This window comes from Thermasporomyces composti (assembly GCF_003386795.1).
GTDB lineage: Bacteria > Actinomycetota > Actinomycetes > Propionibacteriales > Actinopolymorphaceae > Thermasporomyces > Thermasporomyces composti.
In genome coordinates, this window is the sequence record NZ_QTUC01000001.1 from 1,400,465 (window position 1) to 1,420,710 (window position 20,246).

Below are 20,246 nucleotides of genomic sequence, written 5' to 3' on the forward strand. Positions count from 1 at the left end.
GACTGGCTCTCGGGCCGGTCTGAGGGCCGGCCCGAGGGCTGATCTGAGCTGATCTGAGGTCGCCGCAACTGGCCACGCGCGCGGCGCTCCCCGCGCTTGCGTGCCCACGCCGGTCTGACAGGATGCGGTGCGACACCCCTGTTTACATCGATGTAGGAACGCACGTTCACCGCGAAGGAGCCAGCCGTGCCGGCGGAGTCCCAGGCAGCCAGCGATCCCATCCCCACGACCACGCCGACCGCGGGGGCCGCCAGCGAGCTTCCCCGGCCCGAGTACCCTCGCCCGCAGTTCGTTCGAGCGGACTGGTTGAACCTCAACGGCTACTGGCAGTTCGAGATCGACCCGGGCGACTCGGGTCTCGAACGCGGCCTGCTCGACCGAGAGCTCAGCGGGCGAATCCTCGTGCCCTTCGCTCCCGAGTCCAGCCTGTCGGGCGTGGGCGAGGTCGACTGGCTCCACGCGGTCTGGTACCGACGCACGGTCCGCGTCCCGGAGGCGTGGGCCGGACGCACCGTGCTGCTGCACTTCCAAGCTGTCGACTACGACACCACGGTGTGGGTCAACGGCACCGAGGTGGCCCGTCACCGCGGTGGCTGGACGCCGTTCACCGCGAACCTCGGCGAGGTCGCGGGCCAGGAGATCACGATCGTGGTCCGCGCCCGCGACCCCAAGGGCGAGCCGATCGCTCGGGGCAAGCAGTCCGACCGCTACGGCAACTACGGGTGTCTCTACACCCGCACGACTGGCATCTGGCAGACGGTGTGGATGGAGCCGGTGCCGACGACCCACCTGCGCCGGCCCCGGATCACGCCGGACGTCGCCGGGGGCGCGTTCCACCTCGAGCTCCCGCTCGCCGGGCCGCGCCGTGGCATCACCGCCCGCGCCCGGTTGACCGACGACGCGGGGGTCGTCTCGACCGCCAGCGTGCGCGCCGACCTCGACTTCGCCGCCCGGCTCACCCTGCCCGTCCCGGAGGAGCGTCGCCGGCTCTGGTCGCCCGAGGATCCCTTCCTCTACGGCCTCGAGCTGGAGCTCGTCGCCGAGGACGGCACCGTGGTCGACAGCGCGACCAGCTACGCCGGCCTCCGGTCGGTCACCATCGACGGCCACGCGATCCTGCTCAACGGCCAGCCGGTGTTCCAGCGACTCGTGCTCGACCAGGGCTACTACCCGGACGGCATCCTGACCGCGCCCGACGACGCCGCGCTCGTCCGTGACATCGAGCTCGCCAAGGCCGCGGGCTTCAACGGCGCCCGCCTCCACCAGAAGGTGTTCGAGGAGCGCTTCCTCTACCACGCCGACCGGCTGGGCTACCTATGCTGGGGCGAGTTCGGCGACTGGGGCTGCAACACCGGCAAGGACGGGGACAACCAGCAGCCGGGCGCCACCTACATCACCCAGTGGCTGGAAGCCGTCGAGCGGGACTACTCCCACCCCTCGATCATCGGGTGGTGCCCGCTCAACGAGACCTGGCAGCGTCTCCACGACCGGATCACCGTCCTGGACGACGTCACCCGCGGCATGTTCCTGGCGACCAAGGCCGCCGACCAGACCCGGCCGGTCCTCGACGCCTCCGGCTACTCCCACCGGGTGCGGGAGAGCGACGTCTACGACTCGCACAACTACGAGCAGGACCCCGAGAAGTTCGCGGCCGCGATGGCCGGCTTGGCCGAGGGCCGTCCCTTCACCAACTCCGGCGGGCCCGACCGCCCGTGGTCGGTGCCGTACGCCGGACAGCCCTACTTCTGCAGCGAGTTCGGTGGCATCTGGTGGAACCCCGACGCCCGAGAGGACGAGGACTCGTGGGGCTACGGCGAGCGTCCGCGCAGCCTGGAGGAGTTCTACCAGCGGTTCGAGGCGCTGGTCAGTGTCCTGCTCGATGACCCGAAGATGTTCGGCTACTGCTACACCCAGCTCACCGACGTCTACCAGGAGCAGAACGGCATCTACCGCTTCGACCGGAGCCAGAAGTTCGACCTCGAGCGGATTCGCGCCGCTCAGACCCGGCCGGCCGCGATCGAGAAGGCGGCGCGATGACGTCACCGGCAGGAACGGCGAGCGAGGCGAGTCCGCTCGCCTTCCTCGCCGCCGCGGTCGACAGCTACGCGCCGTACCTGCAGGAGTCCGGTGAGCTCCACGACCCGGTGTTCGGTGAGCCGACGCAGTACGGCACCGCCTACCACGCCTACTGCAACGCGGTGCTCGCCACCGTCGGACCCGCCGAGCGACGGGCGTGGTACCTCGATCGCGCGCTCCGCGGGCTGGAGGCGGCGCTCGCGCACACCGGTGACCCGGACCTGCCCGCCGCCGCCTCCGGCTTCGACCGCGCCACCGGTGCGGTGAGCAGGGGGAACCACCGCGACTTCACCTGGCCGCCGATCCTCAAGTCCTACCGCCTGCTCAAGGCCGAGGGTCGGGCCGCGGCCTTGGCCGACCGCATCGCCGCCGTCGACATCGAGCGCTCCTTCCGGTCCCGGCCACCGTCGAACTGGGCGTCAGTGTGGCTGTCCGGTGAGTGGATCCGCATCCAGCAGCAGCTCTCGCCGTTCACCGTCGACGACGTCGACGCCTGGCTGGACGTCTTCTTCGAGGACCTGCTGCGCCCTGACGACGGGTTCTACTTCGAGCCGGGCAAGCCCAACTCCTACGACCTGTTCACCCGCTTCCACGTGGCCGACCTGCTACGCGAGGGGTACGACGGTCGGTGGCGGGAGACGCTCGAGCGCCTCATGGTCACCGGACTCGAGCGCAGTCTCGCCGTCCAGATGTCCGACGGCTCGCTCGCGTCCGCCCACCGCAGCACCGGTCAGACGTGGACGGTGGGCGCTCAGGTGGCGTACTTCACCTACGCGGCGGAGTACTTCGGCCGCCGAGGGGACAGCGACCGGGCGAGCCGCGCCGCCGAGGCCGCGCGACGCGCGTTCGCGTCGCTGCGACGCTGGCGACGCTCCGGTGACGTGTTCAGCCCGGTCGAGAACGTGCTGCCGCCGGGATATCGGGTGGGCTACGAGCGCTACACCGCCGACGCCCACTACGGCAACCTCGCGCTGGCCTTTCTCGCCTCGGCGATCCTGGCCGGCTTCACCGACGCGGGTAGGGTCCCCGCGGAACGGTCCCCAACCGTGCGGGTCGAGGGAGCTCCCACGTTCCGCGGCGTCGCCCACGCCGGTCGCTACAGCATCGCGGTCAACGCCGACCCCGCACCCCAGTACGACGGCTTCGGCATCACGGACCTGACCGTCGGCCCGGATCGCTACCTGCAGTTCGCGTCGAGCGTCCGGCACGTCGAGTCCGGCCGGTTCTTCAACCTCGGCACCGCGCTGCGCTCCACGCCAGGGCGAAGCCCTCTCGATGTCCTCGCCCAGCGGACGTTCACCCTCCGCGAGCCGTTGACGCCGCTGGAGGGTGACGGCTCTCGCGGCCTCCGGCTGCGTGCCCACACCGCCGGGGGAGCCGACGGCTCGACCCCCGAGCTGGACTACGAGCTCGCGGTCACCGTCGAGCCCACCGGCGTCCACGTGGAGGAGGCGACGCCCGGCCACACCACGTACCGCACCCTCCTCGTCCCCTACCCGCGCGACGTCGGCACCGGAGTCATCACCCAGGTGCAGGGGACCCGCGACGGCATCCGGCTCCTCCACGGCGGCGAAGAGGTCGACGTGACGGTCGACGCCGAGATCGAGGCGATCACCTCACTGCCGTACGGCTACGAGAATCGTCGCGGCCTGTGCGGCCTGGTCCGGATCGACCTGCGCGAGCCCGCCGACCGGGTGCGGTTCCGGCTGGCCGTCGTCCGTTGATCCGCCACGCTGATCGACCACGCGCGTGGGGGCGCACCGGAGGCGGTGCGCCCCCATCCGGCCAGGACGACGAGCGTCAGTCCCGCAGGTCGAGCCAGCGGACCTGCTCGGGTGTCAGCTCCACCCGCAGGGCCTCGAACGAGCTCCGGGTCTCGGCGAGCGTCCGCGGACCGATGATCGGGAACGTCGGGAAGTCCTGGTGCAGCACGTACGCCAGGGCGATCGCCGTCGGCGCGACGTTCCACTGAGCGGCGAGCTCCCGCGCCCGGGCGAGCCGTTCGAAGTTGTCGTCGCTGTACCAGCAGCGGACCAGCTCCGGGTCGGAGCGGTCGTCGGGAGCGGCCCGCCCGGTGAAGAAGCCGCGCGCCTGGCTCGACCACGGGATGAGCGCGAGCTGGTTCTTCTCCAGCCACTGCCGCGACTCGTCGTCCGACGACGCCAGGCAGCCCGGCCACGGCACGTCGAGCGCTCGCGCCAAGCTGAAGTTGTTGCTCACCGCGACGAACGGCGCCTTGCCGGCACGCTCGGCGTAGGCGTTGGCCTCGGCGATCCGAGCCAGGGTCCAGTTCGAGCCGCCGTAAGCGCGGATTCGGCCGGCTCGCAGGTGCTCGTCCAGCACGTCGACGAACTCCGACACCGGGATGCTGGGGTTGTCGCGGTGCATGAAGTAGATGTCGACGTAGTCGGTCTGCAGCCGCTCCAAGCTCTCGTACAGCTGGCGGGTGATCGACTCCGGGTCGCAGTGGGGCGTGTGGGCACCCTTGCCGATGATGACGACCTCCGAGCGCAACCCGCGGTTGCGGATCCACTGGCCGAGGACCCGCTCACACAACCCGCCGCCGTAGATGTACGCCGTGTCGAACGCCGTGCCGCCCCGCTCCACGAAGTCGTCGAACATGACCGACGCGTGCGCCAGCGTCGTCTGGTTGTCCACGCCCATGACCAGGCGCGAGACGGGTTTGCCCACACCGGGCACCTCGCCGTACCGCATCCGGTGGTCGGCGCGCCGCCGCAGCGGACGACGGTGCACGATGGGTCGGTTGGCATCGATCCGCTCGTCGGGGTACGTCAATCCGATCGCGGCCCGCCAGCGGTCCAGCACCGCCATCGTGCCCAGCGTGTCGTCCCAACTCATCGCCGGTGCTTGACGCGCATCGAGATGGGCGGCGACAGTGTCGGCCTCCGCCGCGTACAGCGGGGTCGGCTCGACGTCGATCCGCTCGACATCCTCACCCAGCCGGTAGACCTCGATGCCGCACGGGCTGCCGTCGCGTCCGGGTAGCCACGGGTTCGGCACCACCAGGTAGCCCTCGCTGCCCACGACCCGGACGACGTTCTCCGCGGTCTGTCGCACACCGGTGACCACGTGCGCGGAGATGTCCCCCGGGAACACCAAGGTGGCCGCCGCCCACTCGTCGACGCCGGTCTCCCCGACCCGACCTCGCGCCGTGATCGACACCGGTTCGGCGAACGGCTTCCCCACCGCGACGCCAGCGAGCAGCCGCGCCATCGTCACCGGGTACCCGCCGACGTCCAGGATCCCTCCGCCGGCCAGCTCCGGCTCCCACAGCCGCCCGCCCGGCGTCGGCCGGGAGTGGAACGCGAAGGAGGCCTCGATGTGGTGGACCTCGCCGATCACGCCCTCTCGAATGAGCTCCACCAGCTTCGCCGTCTGCGGAACGCAGCGGTACATGTACGCCTCCATGAGGAAGACGTCATGCTCGCGCGCCGCCTCGATGACCGCCATCGCCTCGGCGTGATTGACGGTCAACGGCTTCTCGCACAGGACATGCTTGCCCGCCTCGGCGGCCCGGATCGCCCACTCCGCGTGCATCGGATGCGGGGTGGCGACGTAGACCGCGTCCACCTCGGGATCGGCCAACAGCTCCGCATAGCTGCCGTAACCGCGAGCGGCGCCATACTCCGCGGCGAACTCCCGCGCCTTCGCCTCGTCGCGACTTCCCACGGCGACGAGGACGCCTGTCCTCGACGCCGGGAGGTCGGCCGCGAACCTGCGCGCGATGCCGCCGGGTCCGAGGATGCCCCAGCGGAGTCGTCGAGCGTTCTGCTCCATGTCCTGTCCGTCCTGTCCCATGCCTCCAAGCCTTTCAGGCCGGCCGTCAGGGACCGTCACCCGATCCGCTACCGGCCGCGCCGATGGCCGAAGCCGGACAGCGTCGGACGGGACTCCGCTCACCGCTCGCCTCGCCCGTTCGCGCCGTGTTGCCGGGAGCGGTCCCCGGTGTGATCAGGTCTTGCCAGATCACGTTGACAGTGCCATTGTCAAGTCCCCCATTAAGGTCCGGCGCGAATGCGTCAGTCCGACTGCAGGGAGGTCGGTGGCCTTGTCGAGAACACCGAAAAGACTGGCCATGACCCGCCGACGCGCTTTAACGACCATGGGCGGACTCGGACTCGGCGTCCTGGGCCTGGCGACCGGAGGCTGCACCATCACCAAGGGAACGCCGCCCATTTCCAATGTCGGCCTCGACAAGAAGCCGGCGCCGGGCCGAAAGACCACCATCACGGTCTACAGCGTGTGGGGCAGCACGGTCGGCGAGGGGATGGTCAAGCTCGCCCAGCGGTTCGAGGAAAGCCAACCGGACATTGGCGTTCGTGTCGTCTACGCGCCAGCCGGCATCGGCGGTGGTGCCGTTCAGCAGAAGCTGTTCACCGCGATCGCGGGCAACAACCCACCCGACGTCGCCCAGCTCGTCCCGTCCCAAGGACCGCAATGGGCCGAGCTGGGAATCATGACAGACCTGACCGACCGTTACCGCGAGGCGGGTCTTGGACCAGACGACTTCTTCCCACCGGTCTGGGACAGCATCACCTACAAGGACCGCATCTGGCAGGTGCAGTGGGACGCCGACCCGAACTTTCCGTTCTTCTGGAACAAGGATCTCTTCGAGGAGTCCGGCCTCGACCCTGAGCGACCGCCGCAGACCATCGAGGAGGTCGACGAGTACTCCGCCAAGATTCTGCGGAAATCGGGCGCGAACGTCACCAAGATCGGCATGATCCCGTGGGACACATACGGGGCTTCCAACTCGCTCTTCACCTGGGGGTTCGCGCATGGCGGCACCTTCTACGACCCCGAGAAGGAGGAGGTCACCCCGGATAACGAGTACGTCGTCAAAGCGCTGGAATGGATCGCTCGGTACGCCAAGTCGGTCGGCGGCGCAGACCGGGTGACGGTCACCCCACCGGGGCTGCAGATCCATCCCTTCGGCACCGGCAACATCGGTATGGCGCCGCTGGTGGCGCCCAACTATCGGGACGTCAAGGTGAACGTCCCCGACATGAACATCGGGGCCGCTCTCCTGCCGTTCCAGGCGCCCGGAGCAGACCGGCCAGGCGCTGGAGCCTGGATCGGCGGCTGGAGCATGTTCATCCCGAAGGGGGCTCGCCATCCCGACGAGGCGTGGGAGTTCCTGCGCTGGGTCGGCGCGACCGACGAGGGCACCCGCGCACAGTGGGAGACCGTCGGCTTCCCGCCCGGCTACACGAAGGCGTCGGTGCTGGAGGAGATCAAGAACGACCCGCTCATGGGCCCGTTCTACGACGTTCTCACGACGGCGCGGAACATCCGCCCGCCCATCCCGGTCGCCGACTTCTACTTCACCCAGCTCGATGAGAACGTCAGCAAGGCGGTGCTCGGGCTCGTCACTCCGCTGGAGGCGATGCGAACCGTCAAGGAGAACGTCATGGCCGAGTGGGACAGGTTCCGGAAGGCGGTCAAGGCATGACGACGACCTCGATGACCCCTCCTCGCCCCGCGGCCGTGGGAGCGCGCAAGCGCCGCGTCCTGGCGTCCGTGCTCGGGGAAACGCCCCGAGAGCGCCGCAACTTCCTCTGGGGTCTGCTGTTCACGTCGCCGGCGATCATCGGGTTGGCGTGGTTCACCGCGTACCCGGTGTTCATGTCGATCTACTACAGCTTCACCTCCGCCACCATGGTCAATCCGCCCGACTTCATCGGGCTGGACAACTACGCCGTCCTCATGTCCGACAGCACGTGGTGGAGGTCGCTCGCCAACACCGTCTACTACATCGTGGTGAGCGTGCCATTGGGCATCGCGGTGGCGCTCTTCCTCGCCATCCTGCTCAACCTCAAGGTTCGCGGGCAGTCCATCTACCGCGTGATCTTCTACTTGCCCGCGATCGTTCCGGTCGTCGCCTCAGCCGTCGTCTGGCTGTACGTGTTCAACCCGCAGTACGGCGTTCTCAACACCGTGCTCGGCTGGTTCGGCATCACCGGGCCTGGCTGGCTGGCCAGTCCTGACTTTGCGATGCCGGCCCTCATCATCTTCAGCACGTGGGGCGCGGGGAACCTCATGATCATTCTGCTGGCCGGTCTGCAGGACGTGCCGCAGGACCTCCAAGACCAAGCCATGGTCGACGGCGCGGGACGGTTCCGACGGTTCTGGCACGTGACCATCCCCTTCCTCAGCCCGCACCTGCTCTTCGCCTTGGTGACCGGGCTCATCGCCGGCTTCCAGTTCTTCACACCGGTGTTCGTGCTGACGAACGGCACCGGTGGACCAGCCGGTAGCACCCTCGTCTCCGGGCTGTACCTGTACCAGAACGCTTTCCAGTTCTTCAAAGTCGGCTACGCGTCCGCCATTGCGTGGGTGCTCTTCATCATCGTCGCTCTGGCGACCGCTCTGGTCTTCCGGTTGGTCGGCCGGCGTGTCTACTACGGAGGAGCTTAGGAGGCAGGTCCTATGGCCGTGGCACACCGGACTGCACACGCTCTCCCCGCCCGGCGGCGTCCCGAGGGCGTCTGGCAGAAGCTGGTCGAGCGCATCGTCAGCCACACCGTCCTCATCACCTTCAGCGTGATCTTCATGATCCCGTTTTTCTGGATGGTGTCGGGCTCGCTCAAGACCGGCCAGGACCTGAACGCCTTCCCCGTCGTGTGGTTTCCCAAGACGCTCACCCTGGAGAACTACATCGCCGGGCTGCAGGTGTTCCCGTTCGTGCGATACCTGTTCAACACGCTCGTGATCTGCGTGTTCTCCATGATTGGTGCGGTCCTGTCGAGCTCCTTCGTTGCCTACGGGCTCGCCCGCATCGAGTGGCGATGGCGGACACCGCTGTTCGTCGTGATCCTCAGCACCATGATGGTGCCGTTCTACGTGACGATGGTGCCGCTGTTCACCATGTTCCGGGCGATGGGCTGGACGAACACCTACCTTCCGCTCATCGTCCCGCACTTCTTCGGGGTTCCGTTCTTCATCTTCCTGCTGCGGCAGTTCTTCTTGAGCATTCCACGAGAACTGTCGGAGTCGGCCCGCGTGGACGGCGCGAACGAGCTCGTCATCTACTGGCGAATCATCCTGCCACTGGCGAAGCCGGCGTTGGCGGCCGTCGCGCTGTTCCAGTTCCTGACGTCGTGGAACGACCTGCTCGGTCCGCTCATCTACTTGAGCGACGCCGACCACTACACCCTGTCGCTCGGTCTGACCTTCTTCCGCGCCGAGTACAGCTCGCAGTTCGGTCCCCTCATGGCCGCCAGCACCGTGGTCGTGCTGCCCGTCATCGTGGTCTTCTTCTTCGCTCAGCGCACGTTCATCCAGGGGATCACCTTGACGGGCATGAAGGGCTGAACCTTCGCTGGAGGTCTTCTGTGGGAGCGCCGAGCATCCGGGCTCGGCGCTCCCGTCGTCTCGGCAGCCCGACGACAGATTGCCGCCCCAGGCACCGCCGGCCTGGCGCCTCGTCTCCGCCAGATCGGAGGGCTCACCTGTCGACACTCCCGGACCACCGCCACGCCGGCGGCACCAACGTGGGAACCAACGTGGGGAAGGTCACCTCGAATGACCTGGAACGGACCGAGTCTGGACTTGACGTGGACTCGTTCCCACATCCAAGATCATCCCCGGCCGTGTCGCTCGGCCGTGCGCGGCAGGTCGAGTCACAGCAACAATCCCGTTGACCGTCTTCTCGCGCCGCGTTCGCGTGCCCGAGCAGGCGGCGCTGGCGCCTCGCCCGGGGGAGCCAGCCGACACGGGCCACAAGCCGGATCGTGCACGACGGTTGGAAATCCGCGGCGCACCGACGACCACCCCTACCGTCGGTCACCGTGGACATCGACCTCGTCGCGTCGGGAGGGAAGCCCCGTCCGACGAGACCAAAAAGAGATCCCGTCGAAGGAAAGAGATCTCTTTCCGTTCAACGGGATCTCCTGTAGTCCTTGGTGAGTATGGTCGCGGTTGCCGGTGCGCGCCGTTGCGCACCGGCACACCACACGACACAGGAGGAGAACGGACTAGATCAACCCGTTCCTCGCCGCCCAGGCGACCACCTGAATGGGCGCCCGCGCTCCGAGACGGTCGCACAGCGCCCTGGAGCGCCGGCGAACCGTACGATCGGAAAGCGCTAACCGACGCGCAATAGCTTCCACGGGAAGCCCGTCGGCGAGCAGCGCGAGGAGTCGGATTTCGTCATCAGTCACCCGACGGCGAAGGTCACTCGCGTTGCCGTGGTTGTTGTTGAGGTTGTTGATGTTGGTGCTGTTGTTGTTCGCCGCGGTGTGACTTGTCGTGGTGGTGGGGGCTGGCGGGCTGTAGGATTGCTCATTCGCCACGCCGGCCGGTCGGAGTGCCCTCACTACGCCATGGCTGAGATCTGACATGCCCATCCGCCTTCGCGTTGACCCCGTACCTTCGCGTTAACCCCGTGTTAGAAGTAGCGGCCTGAGTCGTTTCAATGTGCACCTAAGGTACGGGCGCGGCACCGGCTAGTCAACGGTCGAACTCAGGAGGCTGGCTCCCGAGTTCAACTCACAACGATTCGATGACGTTACGCATCAGTGTTATTACTGTCCGCATGTGGACGGCGATTGGGCCTATTGACGTCCTCGGGCCAGCAACGTGGCCCGAGAGTGCCTCTCTCGACAGGGACGTGGCGCACTCGAGTCCCGAGTGACGTGCGTGATCGCCGATCCGGTGGCAGCCCGGGCGGCGATCCAGCGTGACGGCCGGGAACACGCCACTGACCCCACCAGCCGCGCCCTCCCCGCGCGGCGTCGGCTCGCGCGAGAGCCGACGCCATCCGTCACTGTCCGGGTTCGGTCATCTGCGAAGAGACACCAGGCCGACGCGTCGAGGGCCATGGCAGGCCTCGGCGGCGACCTCGGCAGGCCTCGCGGGACCGTGGCCAGGTCCTTCTCGGCCCATCGTCCATGACGACGCGTCAGCGTGGCGCTGGCGGCCCCTGGCGGGCACGCGACGGCGTCTCGCCGCTCACAACGCCCTGCGAAGGTCATCAGACGGCTCGAGGTCGTCAGATGGTCGGAGCTCAGCGGACAGTCAGCGCCCTGCCCCAGCGAGACACCAGCTGACGTGGAGCCGGGCCCGTACGCCCTGCGCAGGCGTACAGGCCCGGCGTGTGGAGTGGGATCAGACGACGCGCCGTCGTCACACGCGCACGCCTATCCCACGGTCGGTGACGTGGCGACGCCTCGTCGACTCAGGCGGCGTCGGGTGTCGCGCCCTCCGGCACCGGATCCGGGCGCTCGACAGTGCTCTCGACGTCCACGGGCGCGCCGCCCTGGGCGGCCGACTCCAACAAGGACTCCATGACGTCGAGGACGTGGTACGCCAGCTCACCACTGGCCCGATGCTTCCCGCCCTGGCGAATCGCTCGGGCCATGTCGGCCACGCCGTACCCGCGGCCAGCGTTGGCGTACCCGCCGGCCACCTTGGCCACGGTCCACTCCCGGCTGGACGGGCTGAAGACCTCGACGTCACCGTCGAACATGTTGGGGTCCGGCACCGCCAGCGTGCCCTCGGTCCCGTAGACCTCGATGCGAGGCAGCTTCGCCGCCCAGACGTCGAAGCTCGTGACGACCGTGGTGAGGACACCGGACTCGTGCTCGATGACGCCGGAGACGTGGGTGTCGACCTCGACCGGGAACGTGGTCCCCTGCTTCGGACCGCTGCCGACCGTGCGCTGCTCGTAGGCGCGGCTGGCTCGACCGGTCACCCGCTTGATCGGCCCGAGCAAGGTGATGAGCGCGCTGAGGTAGTACGGGCCCATGTCGAGCAGCGGGCCGCCGCCCGGCTGGTAGTAGAACGCCGGGTCCGGGTGCCAGGGCTCGGGGCCAGGGCTGACGAAGAACGCCGTGGCCGCGGTGGGCACCCCGATGTCGCCCCGGTCGAGCAGCGCCCGCGCCGTCTGGGTACCGGTACCGAGGACGGTGTCCGGCGCGCAGCCCACGCGCAGACCGGCCTTGGCCGCCGCCTCGAGCACCGGACGGGCCTCCTCGCGGGTCACCGCCAGGGGCTTCTCGCCGTACACGTGCTTGCCGGCGCCGAGCGCAGCCAGCGACACCGAGGCGTGCGCCACTGGAATGGTGAGGTTCAGGACCGCCTCGACCTCGGCGTCGTCGTACAGCTCGTCCGGCGTCAGGGCACGAATGCCCTCGTACTTCTCAGCGACCGCCTTCGCCCGCGACGTGTCCAGATCCGCCGCGGCGACCACGTCGACGTTCGGCAGTCTGGTGAGGACATCGAGGTACTGCTTGCTGATCGTGCCAACACCGACGACGCCAACCCTTAACGGCTCGCCCATAGAAGTCCTCTCTCGATGATGGTGCGGACCTCGGGAGTGTCGAGGTCGTCAAGCTTGTGACCGACGGTGCAGACGAAGACCCGGCCCTTCCCCCAGCGACGCGTCCAGACGACGGGCATCGTGACGCCCTCGATCCAGGGGTAGTTGTCGTGGTACGGGAACGTGGTCGTCGCCAGCACGTCGTTGCTGGGATCCGCGTGGATGTAGTACTGCTCGGTGTGCACCGAGAAGCGTTCGATCCCCCGCACGATCGGGTGGTCGGCCTTCTCGGGGACGACCTCGACCTCGTAGTCGACGAAGCCGTGCGGGTGTGAGATGAACTGACCGCCGACCATGAAGTTGTACTCGAGGTCGGCGCGGAACGCGTCGGCGATCCCGCCGTGCCAGCCAGCGAAGCCGGTGCCGGCACGCACGGCGTTGTCGAGTCCCTTGCGCTGCTCCTCGGTGATCTCCCCCATCGTCCAGATCTGCAGGATCAGGTCGGTCGAAGCGAGCAGCGCGGTGTCGAGGTAGGCGTCGAGCGTCTCCGAGACCTCGACGTCGTACCCGTTGTCTCGCAGGAAGGGAATGAACCGATCGGTGGCCTCGACCGGTGCGTGCCCCTCCCATCCTCCTCTGACGACGAGCGCTCGGCGCGGACGAGTGGCGCCTTCGGCTTCCGCGGTCACGGACGTCCTGCCTCCCTCATGCCTCCGGCGATCCGCCGGCATGGCGCGCGTGAGCCTCGAGGATGGTCACTCGAGAGCGAAACCCAGAAGTCATCGAAGACGGTAGGCGCACCGCCGAGACGCGGCAACGCCGACCTCTGTGACGTTCAGCATGTGAGCGGGATAGGCCACCGACTGTCCGGAGGTTGCCATGGCGCCGACTCAGAGCGCTGTCCGCTCTCGGCCATGGCCGTGCCAGACCTGCCTTCGTGCGCTCACCGTGTGCGAGCACCACGACACCCGACCGTGCGGGCGCGGGAGGCTCGGCTACCCGGCATCGGCCCGGGACCACGACCGTGTGGGTCACGTGCTCAAGGATCCTGCGGCGCCCGTCGAAGGCGATGGGCAGCCAGTCCACCCAGGCGAGGGTCCGAACAGCAGGCAGCCGCGGCGGGCGACGCCGTTGCTCACGCCGATCCGCAGACCTCCCTCCGTCACCACCCGCAGGCCAGGAGAGCCTTGCCGTGCGTGACGGAGGAACGCCCACGAGATGTGTCGCCCCAGACTGAGCGCCTGGACCGCGAGGGCGATCGAAAGACCGAATCAACAGGGAATCGTCGACAGGATGGACACGAGGGGGTCAGCCTAGCGGCGCTAACAGCAAGGCTCTCGTGGTCGCGAATGTCACCGCCGAGAGCGCTCGAACGCACGGGCGTACCCCTCGATGACTTGGTCCGTCGTCCGTCATCGCCGCACCTCGTCAAGTGTGGCGCGCGCAAGGCAATGGCGGTGTCGAGGCGTCGGATCCGACGGCGGCGGCCCGCCGCCACCGCGGCGCTTGATCCGCCACCCGGTCGCGGCCGGTGAACAAGGACCGCGAAGAACGTCTGACATCGGCGGTTCTCAGCGGTTTGCAAGGGTGATTTACCGTTGCGGTCGGTCGCATTCTTTGCCGGCGTGCTGATTTCTCGCGAAAAGGGCGCTGTCGAAAAGCCAGTCCCGGACGGACAACGCACCTGACTGTCACGATCTTCTTTCCCCAGCTCGCCGTGACGCACGTCGTTACTGTGGGAGGTTGAGCAGAAGGGAGCTTGAACCATGGCCGACAGGAACACGAGCGGGGCGGCCACGGGCGCCCTCGACGTCCCGACAGACCTCAGCCACAGCGGAGTCGTGGAGATCTCGGAGGAGCTGCGCAAGCTGCTCGCCGACACCTTCGCCCTCTACATGAAGACCAAGAACTTCCATTGGCACATGACCGGGCGACACTTCCGCGATTACCACGTCCTCCTGGACAAGCAGGCCAAGCAGCTCTACCAGATGACGGACGAGATCGCCGAACGGGCCCGCAAGATTGGGGGGACGACCCTTCGCTCGATCGGCGACATCTCGCGGCACCAACGGATCAAGGACAACGACGAGGAGTTCCTGACTCCCGACCAGATGATGACGGTGCTGCGTGACGACAACCGGCAATTCACCCGGCACCTGCGCGCGGCCCACCAGATCTGCCAAAAGCACAACGACGTCGCAACCGCATCCCTCATCGAGAACTGGATCGACGAGTCCGAGAACCGCACCTGGTACCTCGCCGAGATCGTCACGACCGTGACCTGACCACCGGCCATGAAGGCGATCACGGTCGTACCCGGGCGGCCAGAGCAAGCGCGGGTTGACGACGTCGGTGAGCCATCGCCAGCTGAGGGAAGCGTGCTGGTCGAGGGACGGCTGCTCGGGCTCTGCGGTACCGACTACGAGATCGTCGAGATGCAGGGATACGGGTGGCCGCCACCCGGCCAGGAGCGTCTGGTGATCGGACACGAGTCCCTGGGCTCGGTACTGGAAGCCCCTGAAGGGAGCGGCTTTGCCCCAGGAGACCTTGTCTGCGGCATTGTTCGGCGACCCGACCCGGTGCCGTGCGAACCGTGCGCGAACGGGGAGTGGGACTTCTGTCGCAACGGCCGCTACACCGAGCGCGGGATCAAGGAACGCCACGGCTTCGGGTCACAACGGTGGCGGATCGAACCGGAGTTCGCCGTCCGGCTCGACCTCGAGCTCGGCGACTGCGGTGTTCTGGTCGAGCCAGCCTCGGTGATCGCCAAGGCGTGGGAGCAGACCGAGCGGATCTTCGCCAGGGCGTCGTGGCGACCCAAGGTCGCGCTCGTCACCGGAGCCGGACCGATCGGCCTGCTCGCCGCGCTGTTCGGCGTGCAGCGCGGCCTGGAGGTGCACGTCCTCGACGTGAACGACGTCGGCGCCAAGGTCGGCCTGGTGCGCGACCTCGGCGCGACGTTCCACGTGGGCGACGTCGCGGACCTCGGCGTCATGCCGGACGTCGTCATCGAGTGCACCGGTTACGGGCCGCTGGTCTTCCAGCTGGCGAGCGTCGTCGCCCCCAACGGGGTCCTCTGCCTCACCGGCTTGTCCTCGGGCACCCGCCGCGTCCCGATCAGCGTGGACCAGCTCAACAAGGAGATGGTCCTCGAGAACACCGTCCTGTTCGGCACGGTGAACGCGGCACGCCGCCACTATGAGCAGGCGGCGGCAGCGCTCGCGCGCGCTGACCGGGACTGGCTCGCGCGGATGATCACCAAGCGGCTGCCCATGGAGGCGTTCCGGGAGGGACTCCGGAAAGGCGCCGACGACGTCAAGGTGGTGGTCGACCTCCGCGCCTGACCACCTGCGGCGTTAGCCGTCGACCGGGCCGACCACGGTGGGCGACGACACGACGAACGCGTAGCTGCCCGAGCCGACCCGGACGACGGTCTCGCCGGTCTCCTTGCCGGCGTGCTCGTCGACCACCAGCCCGGCGCTCTCGCGGAGCGCGCGACCTCCCTCAGTCGCGTGGAGCTCCGAACCGCACGGCAACCACACCTCGGCGGTGGTGTTCGGCGGGATGGTCACGTCCAACGCGAAGGTGCCGTCGACCAGCCGCCAGTGGGTGGTCACCGGGCCGTGGACCGTCTCCAGACTCGCCTCGGCCCAGGTCAACCCGCCACCAACCCTCGGGCGGACGACGATGTGCCGGTAGCCCGGCTCACCCGGGGCGATACCGCCCAACGTCTGGTACATCCACTCACCCACGGCGCCATAGGCGTAGTGGTTGAACGACGTCATGTTCGGGTCCTGGAAACCGCGGGAGTCGCTCCAAGAGTCCCAGCGCTCCCACATCGTCGTGGCGTCGCCGTGGACGATCGGATACAGCCACGACGGGAACGTGTCCTGGGTGAGCAGGCGGAACGCCACGTCGTCGTACCCGAACCGCGACAGCACGGGAAGGAGGTACGGCGTGCCGAGGAAGCCCGTCGCCAGGTGCCAGTTGCGGCTCGCGATCTCGTCGACCAGCCGACGTGCCGCCCGCGGCTCCTCGTCGGGGTCGAGCAACCCGAAGTGCAGCGCCAGCACGTAGGCGGTCTGGGTGCCCGAGACGACCGCACCGCCCCCACGCACGTAGCGGCGCCGGAACGCCGCCCGGACCTTGGCGTAGAGCTCCTCGTACCGCGCCTGGTCGTCAGGACGACCCAGCTCGGCCGCGAGTCGGGCGGCGAGCTTGGCGGCATAGGCGAAGAAGGCCGTGGCGACCAGGTCCCGTGGCGTGGGCGTGGGCGCCAGCCAGTCGGCGAAGCCCTCATCCGGACGGACGAAGTCCGCGCTGTGCGCGGTGAGGTAGTCGAGCCAGGCCTTCACCGCGTCCAGCGTCTCCGCGACGAGCCTGCGGTCGCCGTAGGCGCGCAGCACCTCCCACGGCACCACCGCGATCGCGTCCCCCCAACCGGCCGCGCCGGCCGCCGCGCGACCGTCCCCGGACCGGAGCGCGTGCCGGGTCAAGACGTCAGGTGCGACGTGCGGGACCGCGCCGTCGGGTCGCTGGGCGTCGCGCAGGTCGCGGAGCCACTTGCGGAAGAACGTGCGGACGTCGTAGTTGAACGCCGCGGTCGAAGCGAAGACCTGGGCGTCGCCGGTCCAGCCCAGGCGTTCGTCCCGCTGCGGGCAGTCGGTGGGAACGGTCAGGAAGTTGCCGCGTTGACCCCACACGATGTTGTGCTGGAGCTGGTTGAGGCGAGCGTCGGAACAGCGCAGCTCACCGATCTGGGCCATGTCGGCGTGGGCCACCAGCGCGGTGATGTCGTCGGCCGCGAGCCCACCGGGGTGGCCGACCACTTCGGCGAACCGGAAGCCGTGCACGGTGAACCGTGGCTCGAAGACCTCGCCCTCGGGGTCGCCTCGCAGGATGTACTCGTCGGTCGCCCGGGCACTGCGCAACGCCTCGACGTACAGCTCGCCGCGATGGTCGAGCACCTCCGCGTGCCGGAAGAGCAGCCGTGTCCCGGCCTCGCCCCGCACCCGCAGCCGGAGCCAGCCCACGAGGTTCTGACCGAAGTCAACCAGGTAACGGCCGGACGGGCGCCGCTCCACACGGACCGGACGGACCTCCCGCGTCACTCGAATCGGAGGCGCCACCTGCGCCTCCAGCCGGCCGTGCGTCGGCTCGCCCACGACGACCCTCGACCACGCGTGGTCGTCGAAGCCGGGTCGATCCCAGCCGAGTGGCTCCAGCCGGGCGTCGACGACCTCGCCGTTCTGCAGGTCGGCGTACCGCGTCGCGCCTTCCCCGACCGTCCACGAGTCGTCGGTGACGATGACCGTCCGGGTGCCATCGACGTGCTCCACCTCGAGCCGAGCCCGGAACCACCGGCGATCGCCGTACTGGAAAGGGCCGAACCAGCAGACATTGCCGGCGTACCAGCCATCGGCGAGGACAGCACCGATCGTGTTCGCGCCCTCGTGCACGAGGTCGGTGACGTCGTAGGTCTGGTACGGCACCCGGACGTCGTAGTCGGTCCAGCCGGGCGTCAGCCGGTGGTCGCCGACGCGGACGCCGTTCAGTCGCGCCTCGTACAGGCCGAGCGCCGTCGCGTACAACCGGGCCCGGCGGACCGGCGACGCGATGGAGAACTCCCGGCGCAGGTACGGACTGGGCCGGTAGGTCAGTGGCGATCGACCGTGTGGTGCCGTTCCATGCTGGCCGACCTCCTCCGCCAGCGGCCACGCCGCGTCGTCGTACTCCGCGGCTCGCCAACCGTCGACGTCGGCGTCGAGGTCTCGGCAACGCCAGGTGCCATCGCTCACGACCACGACGGGAGACGCGTCCTCGAGGTCGATCTGCAGCCGCACCGCCAACGCGGGTGGCACGGTGGCGCCCGCCGGCGCGTCGACGGCGACGGCGAGGACGTTCGCGCCAGCGCGGACGACCCCCGGGTCGATGTCGGAGCCGTCGACCGGCACCTGGACGTCGTTGAGGTACGCGGTGACGGCCGCTGGTGTGGCGTCGGCCAGGAGCCGTACCCGGACCACTCGTCGCCCGTCTGGCACCACGGCGACCGTCCGGAAGCGGGCACCTGTCGGGTCGAGGGAGGTGACCGGACCGGACTCGCCGACCGGCCCCGCACTGGGCAGCCAGATGCGCACGATGTCACGGCGCCGTCCGCCGTCGACGCTCACCGCGTCCAGCGACAGCGCCCCGTCCATGCCGGTTTCGGCCGGGGAGCCGATCCATCGCGCCTCGACGCCCTCGCGCCAGTCGTCCTCGGTGAGCAAGCCGGTCTCGAAGAACGCCGGCCGGCTCCACCTGGAATCCCGGCCGGCCTCGTCGACGACTCGCACCGCCCACGCGTAACGGGTGCGCGACTCCAGCGGGGTGCCGGAATAGGCCACGTCGACAGTCCGGGCGGACTCGACAATTCCGGTGTCCCAGACCGCCGCAAGATCTTCATTTCCGGGATCGACGGTAATGACGTCTCCGGAATTATTCGACGTCACCAGATCGGACGGGACCTTCACGACCCGGATCCGGTAGGCGCGTTGGGCCCGACCACGACCGGTACCGGCCAGCTTCCAGGCCAGTAACGGCTGTGGCTCGTCAAGTCCGAGAGGGAAGGGAACACGCTCGGTTCGAAGGTCGTAAGGCCGAAGAGGACTTGGGGATTTCTCCACGTCGGACCGCCCGCGTCGAGGAGGTGCTGAAACCTTTCAAAGAAATACTCGATCGACGCTATTGTCACCTCGTCGAGGCTGTCAAGGTTCTATCCTGTCGTTCCCACGTCGGAAGCGCTCGTTGTCGTTCTCATGGGAGGTGCATGGTGGCGACAACCGCATCACAACGGGGGCCCTCTCATGCGCCCCCTGGTCGCCGGAGCATCCGCGACGTCGCTGAGCTCGCTGGCGTGTCGGTCGGCACGGTCTCCAACGTCCTCAACCGACCCTCCCTGGTCGCGCGGGAGACCCGCGAGAAGGTGGAGGCCGCGATCGCCACGCTGGGTTTCGTCCGCAACGGGTCGGCCCGCCAGCTACGAGCCGGGACCAGCCGCACGGTCGGCGCGATCGTCCTCGATATCGCCAACCCGTTCTTCACCGACGTCGCGCGAGGTATCGAGGACCGCCTCGCCGAGGACGACCACATCCTCATCCTCGCCAGCTCCGACGAGCGCGTGGAGAAGGAGCGCCGCTACCTTCGCTTGCTCGAGGAGCAGGGCGTGTGTGGGGTGTTGATCAGCCCGGCTGAGGACGACCTCCACTGGCTCGACCAGACACGCGCCCGCGGCACCGCGGTGGTCCTGCTCGACCGCACCAGCCCGAACGACACCATGTGCTCGGTCGCGGTCGACGACGTCCGGGGTGCCGAGCTCGCAGCCACCCACCTCATCGAGCTAGGCCATCGCCGGATCGGCTTCGTCAACGGCCCCATCAAGATCCGCCAGTGCGCGGACCGCCGCAAGGGAGTCCGCAAGGCGTTGCGCTCGGCTCGCCTGCCGATCAGTGAGTGCCTCGTCGAGGTCACCACGGCCGCCCTCAACGCCGACGGCGGTGAGGAGGCCCTGCGCGTCCTGCTCGACGAGCCGGATCCGGTCACCGCCATCTTCTGCGTCAACGACCTCACCGCCCTCGGTGTCCTGCGTGGTCTGCGCCGCCGCGGCCTGCGCATACCCGACGACATGTCCGTCGTGGGCTACGACGACGTGGAGTTCGCGGCGGTCTTGACCACGCCGCTCACCTCGGTCCGTCAGCCCCGCTACCAGATCGGCCGGGCCGCCGCCGAGCTCCTGCTCGCCGAGGCGAGACGCCGCGATCACGAGCATCAGCAGGTCCTCTTCCAGCCGGAGCTCGTGGTCCGCGACTCCAGCGGTCCAGCGCCCAGGACGAAGCGCCGGAGTGCGTAGCGC

13 protein-coding genes are annotated in these 20,246 nt (G+C 68.6%); 8 read left to right on the forward strand and 5 right to left on the reverse strand.

Going from position 1 to position 20,246, the window contains the following annotated elements; all coding sequences use genetic code 11:
* Positions 1-186 precede the first annotated feature (186 nt).
* Both DFJ64_RS06140 and DFJ64_RS06145 read left to right on the forward strand, forming a co-directional pair.
* Positions 187-2,037 carry a glycoside hydrolase family 2 protein gene (locus DFJ64_RS06140; protein ID WP_245940967.1) on the forward strand — a complete coding sequence of 617 codons (1,851 nt, stop codon included), beginning with the start codon at positions 187-189 and terminating at the stop codon, positions 2,035-2,037.
* The gene (locus tag DFJ64_RS06145) at positions 2,034-3,800 is read left to right on the forward strand and encodes a hypothetical protein (RefSeq protein ID WP_115849570.1); all 1,767 of its coding nucleotides are present in this window, start codon (positions 2,034-2,036) and stop codon (positions 3,798-3,800) included. Before DFJ64_RS06140 ends, DFJ64_RS06145 begins: the two co-directional genes overlap by 4 nt.
* Positions 3,801-3,876: 76 nt before the next feature.
* On the opposite strand, the gene DFJ64_RS06150 is transcribed toward DFJ64_RS06145, so the two are convergent.
* Entirely contained in the window at positions 3,877-5,895 is a 2,019-nt protein-coding gene (locus tag DFJ64_RS06150) for an aldo/keto reductase (protein ID WP_115849571.1), read from the reverse strand.
* A 277-nt stretch (positions 5,896-6,172) separates the two neighbouring features.
* Between DFJ64_RS06150 and DFJ64_RS06155 the strand changes: the two genes are divergently transcribed.
* The 3 genes from DFJ64_RS06155 to DFJ64_RS06165 are packed head-to-tail and all read left to right on the forward strand — an operon-like array spanning position 6,173 to position 9,411.
* A complete protein-coding gene (locus tag DFJ64_RS06155) occupies positions 6,173-7,549 on the forward strand; it encodes an ABC transporter substrate-binding protein (protein WP_170152516.1) in 1,377 nt (458 codons plus the stop codon).
* Positions 7,546-8,514: a carbohydrate ABC transporter permease gene (locus DFJ64_RS06160; RefSeq protein ID WP_115851869.1), complete on the forward strand. Its 969-nt coding sequence runs from the start codon at positions 7,546-7,548 to the stop codon at positions 8,512-8,514. Before DFJ64_RS06155 ends, DFJ64_RS06160 begins: the two co-directional genes overlap by 4 nt.
* Before the next feature lie 12 nt (positions 8,515-8,526).
* Entirely contained in the window at positions 8,527-9,411 is an 885-nt protein-coding gene (locus DFJ64_RS06165; RefSeq protein WP_115849572.1) for a carbohydrate ABC transporter permease, read from the forward strand.
* A gap of 662 nt (positions 9,412-10,073) precedes the next feature.
* On the opposite strand, the gene DFJ64_RS06170 is transcribed toward DFJ64_RS06165, so the two are convergent.
* The 3 genes from DFJ64_RS06170 to DFJ64_RS06180 form a co-directional block, all read right to left on the reverse strand.
* Positions 10,074-10,391 (reverse strand): LuxR C-terminal-related transcriptional regulator, encoded by a 318-nt coding sequence (locus DFJ64_RS06170; protein WP_211310513.1) that lies wholly within the window; start codon positions 10,389-10,391, stop codon positions 10,074-10,076.
* A gap of 884 nt (positions 10,392-11,275) precedes the next feature.
* Complete coding sequence (locus DFJ64_RS06175; RefSeq protein ID WP_115849573.1) at positions 11,276-12,379, reverse strand: Gfo/Idh/MocA family protein; 1,104 nt, start codon at positions 12,377-12,379, stop codon at positions 11,276-11,278.
* On the reverse strand, positions 12,364-13,047 hold the full coding sequence (locus tag DFJ64_RS06180; RefSeq protein WP_245940968.1) for a ThuA domain-containing protein: 684 nt from the start codon (positions 13,045-13,047) through the stop codon (positions 12,364-12,366). Before DFJ64_RS06180 ends, DFJ64_RS06175 begins: the two co-directional genes overlap by 16 nt.
* A gap of 1,077 nt (positions 13,048-14,124) precedes the next feature.
* Here DFJ64_RS06180 and DFJ64_RS06185 point away from each other — a divergent pair.
* Both DFJ64_RS06185 and DFJ64_RS06190 read left to right on the forward strand, forming a co-directional pair.
* Positions 14,125-14,643 carry a Dps family protein gene (locus DFJ64_RS06185; protein ID WP_115849575.1) on the forward strand — a complete coding sequence of 173 codons (519 nt, stop codon included), beginning with the start codon at positions 14,125-14,127 and terminating at the stop codon, positions 14,641-14,643.
* A gap of 9 nt (positions 14,644-14,652) precedes the next feature.
* The gene (locus tag DFJ64_RS06190; RefSeq protein WP_115849576.1) at positions 14,653-15,702 is read left to right on the forward strand and encodes a glucose 1-dehydrogenase; all 1,050 of its coding nucleotides are present in this window, start codon (positions 14,653-14,655) and stop codon (positions 15,700-15,702) included.
* A gap of 12 nt (positions 15,703-15,714) precedes the next feature.
* On the opposite strand, the gene DFJ64_RS06195 is transcribed toward DFJ64_RS06190, so the two are convergent.
* The gene (locus DFJ64_RS06195; protein ID WP_484417989.1) at positions 15,715-19,020 is read right to left on the reverse strand and encodes a family 78 glycoside hydrolase catalytic domain; all 3,306 of its coding nucleotides are present in this window, start codon (positions 19,018-19,020) and stop codon (positions 15,715-15,717) included.
* 143 nt (positions 19,021-19,163) lie between these two features.
* Between DFJ64_RS06195 and DFJ64_RS06200 the strand changes: the two genes are divergently transcribed.
* Complete coding sequence (locus tag DFJ64_RS06200) at positions 19,164-20,243, forward strand: LacI family DNA-binding transcriptional regulator (protein ID WP_115849578.1); 1,080 nt, start codon at positions 19,164-19,166, stop codon at positions 20,241-20,243.
* Positions 20,244-20,246 lie beyond the last annotated feature (3 nt).

Coding starts and splice junctions, on each gene's coding strand:
- DFJ64_RS06145 (WP_115849570.1), top strand. CDS start 2,034: ATGACGTCACCGGCAGGAACGGCGAGCGAGGCGAGTCCGCTCGCCTTC.
- DFJ64_RS06150 (WP_115849571.1), bottom strand. CDS start 5,895: ATGGGACAGGACGGACAGGACATGGAGCAGAACGCTCGACGACTCCGC.
- DFJ64_RS06155 (WP_170152516.1), top strand. CDS start 6,173: ATGACCCGCCGACGCGCTTTAACGACCATGGGCGGACTCGGACTCGGC.
- DFJ64_RS06160 (WP_115851869.1), top strand. CDS start 7,546: ATGACGACGACCTCGATGACCCCTCCTCGCCCCGCGGCCGTGGGAGCG.
- DFJ64_RS06165 (WP_115849572.1), top strand. CDS start 8,527: ATGGCCGTGGCACACCGGACTGCACACGCTCTCCCCGCCCGGCGGCGT.
- DFJ64_RS06175 (WP_115849573.1), bottom strand. CDS start 12,379: ATGGGCGAGCCGTTAAGGGTTGGCGTCGTCGGTGTTGGCACGATCAGC.
- DFJ64_RS06185 (WP_115849575.1), top strand. CDS start 14,125: ATGGCCGACAGGAACACGAGCGGGGCGGCCACGGGCGCCCTCGACGTC.
- DFJ64_RS06190 (WP_115849576.1), top strand. CDS start 14,653: ATGAAGGCGATCACGGTCGTACCCGGGCGGCCAGAGCAAGCGCGGGTT.
- DFJ64_RS06200 (WP_115849578.1), top strand. CDS start 19,164: ATGGTGGCGACAACCGCATCACAACGGGGGCCCTCTCATGCGCCCCCT.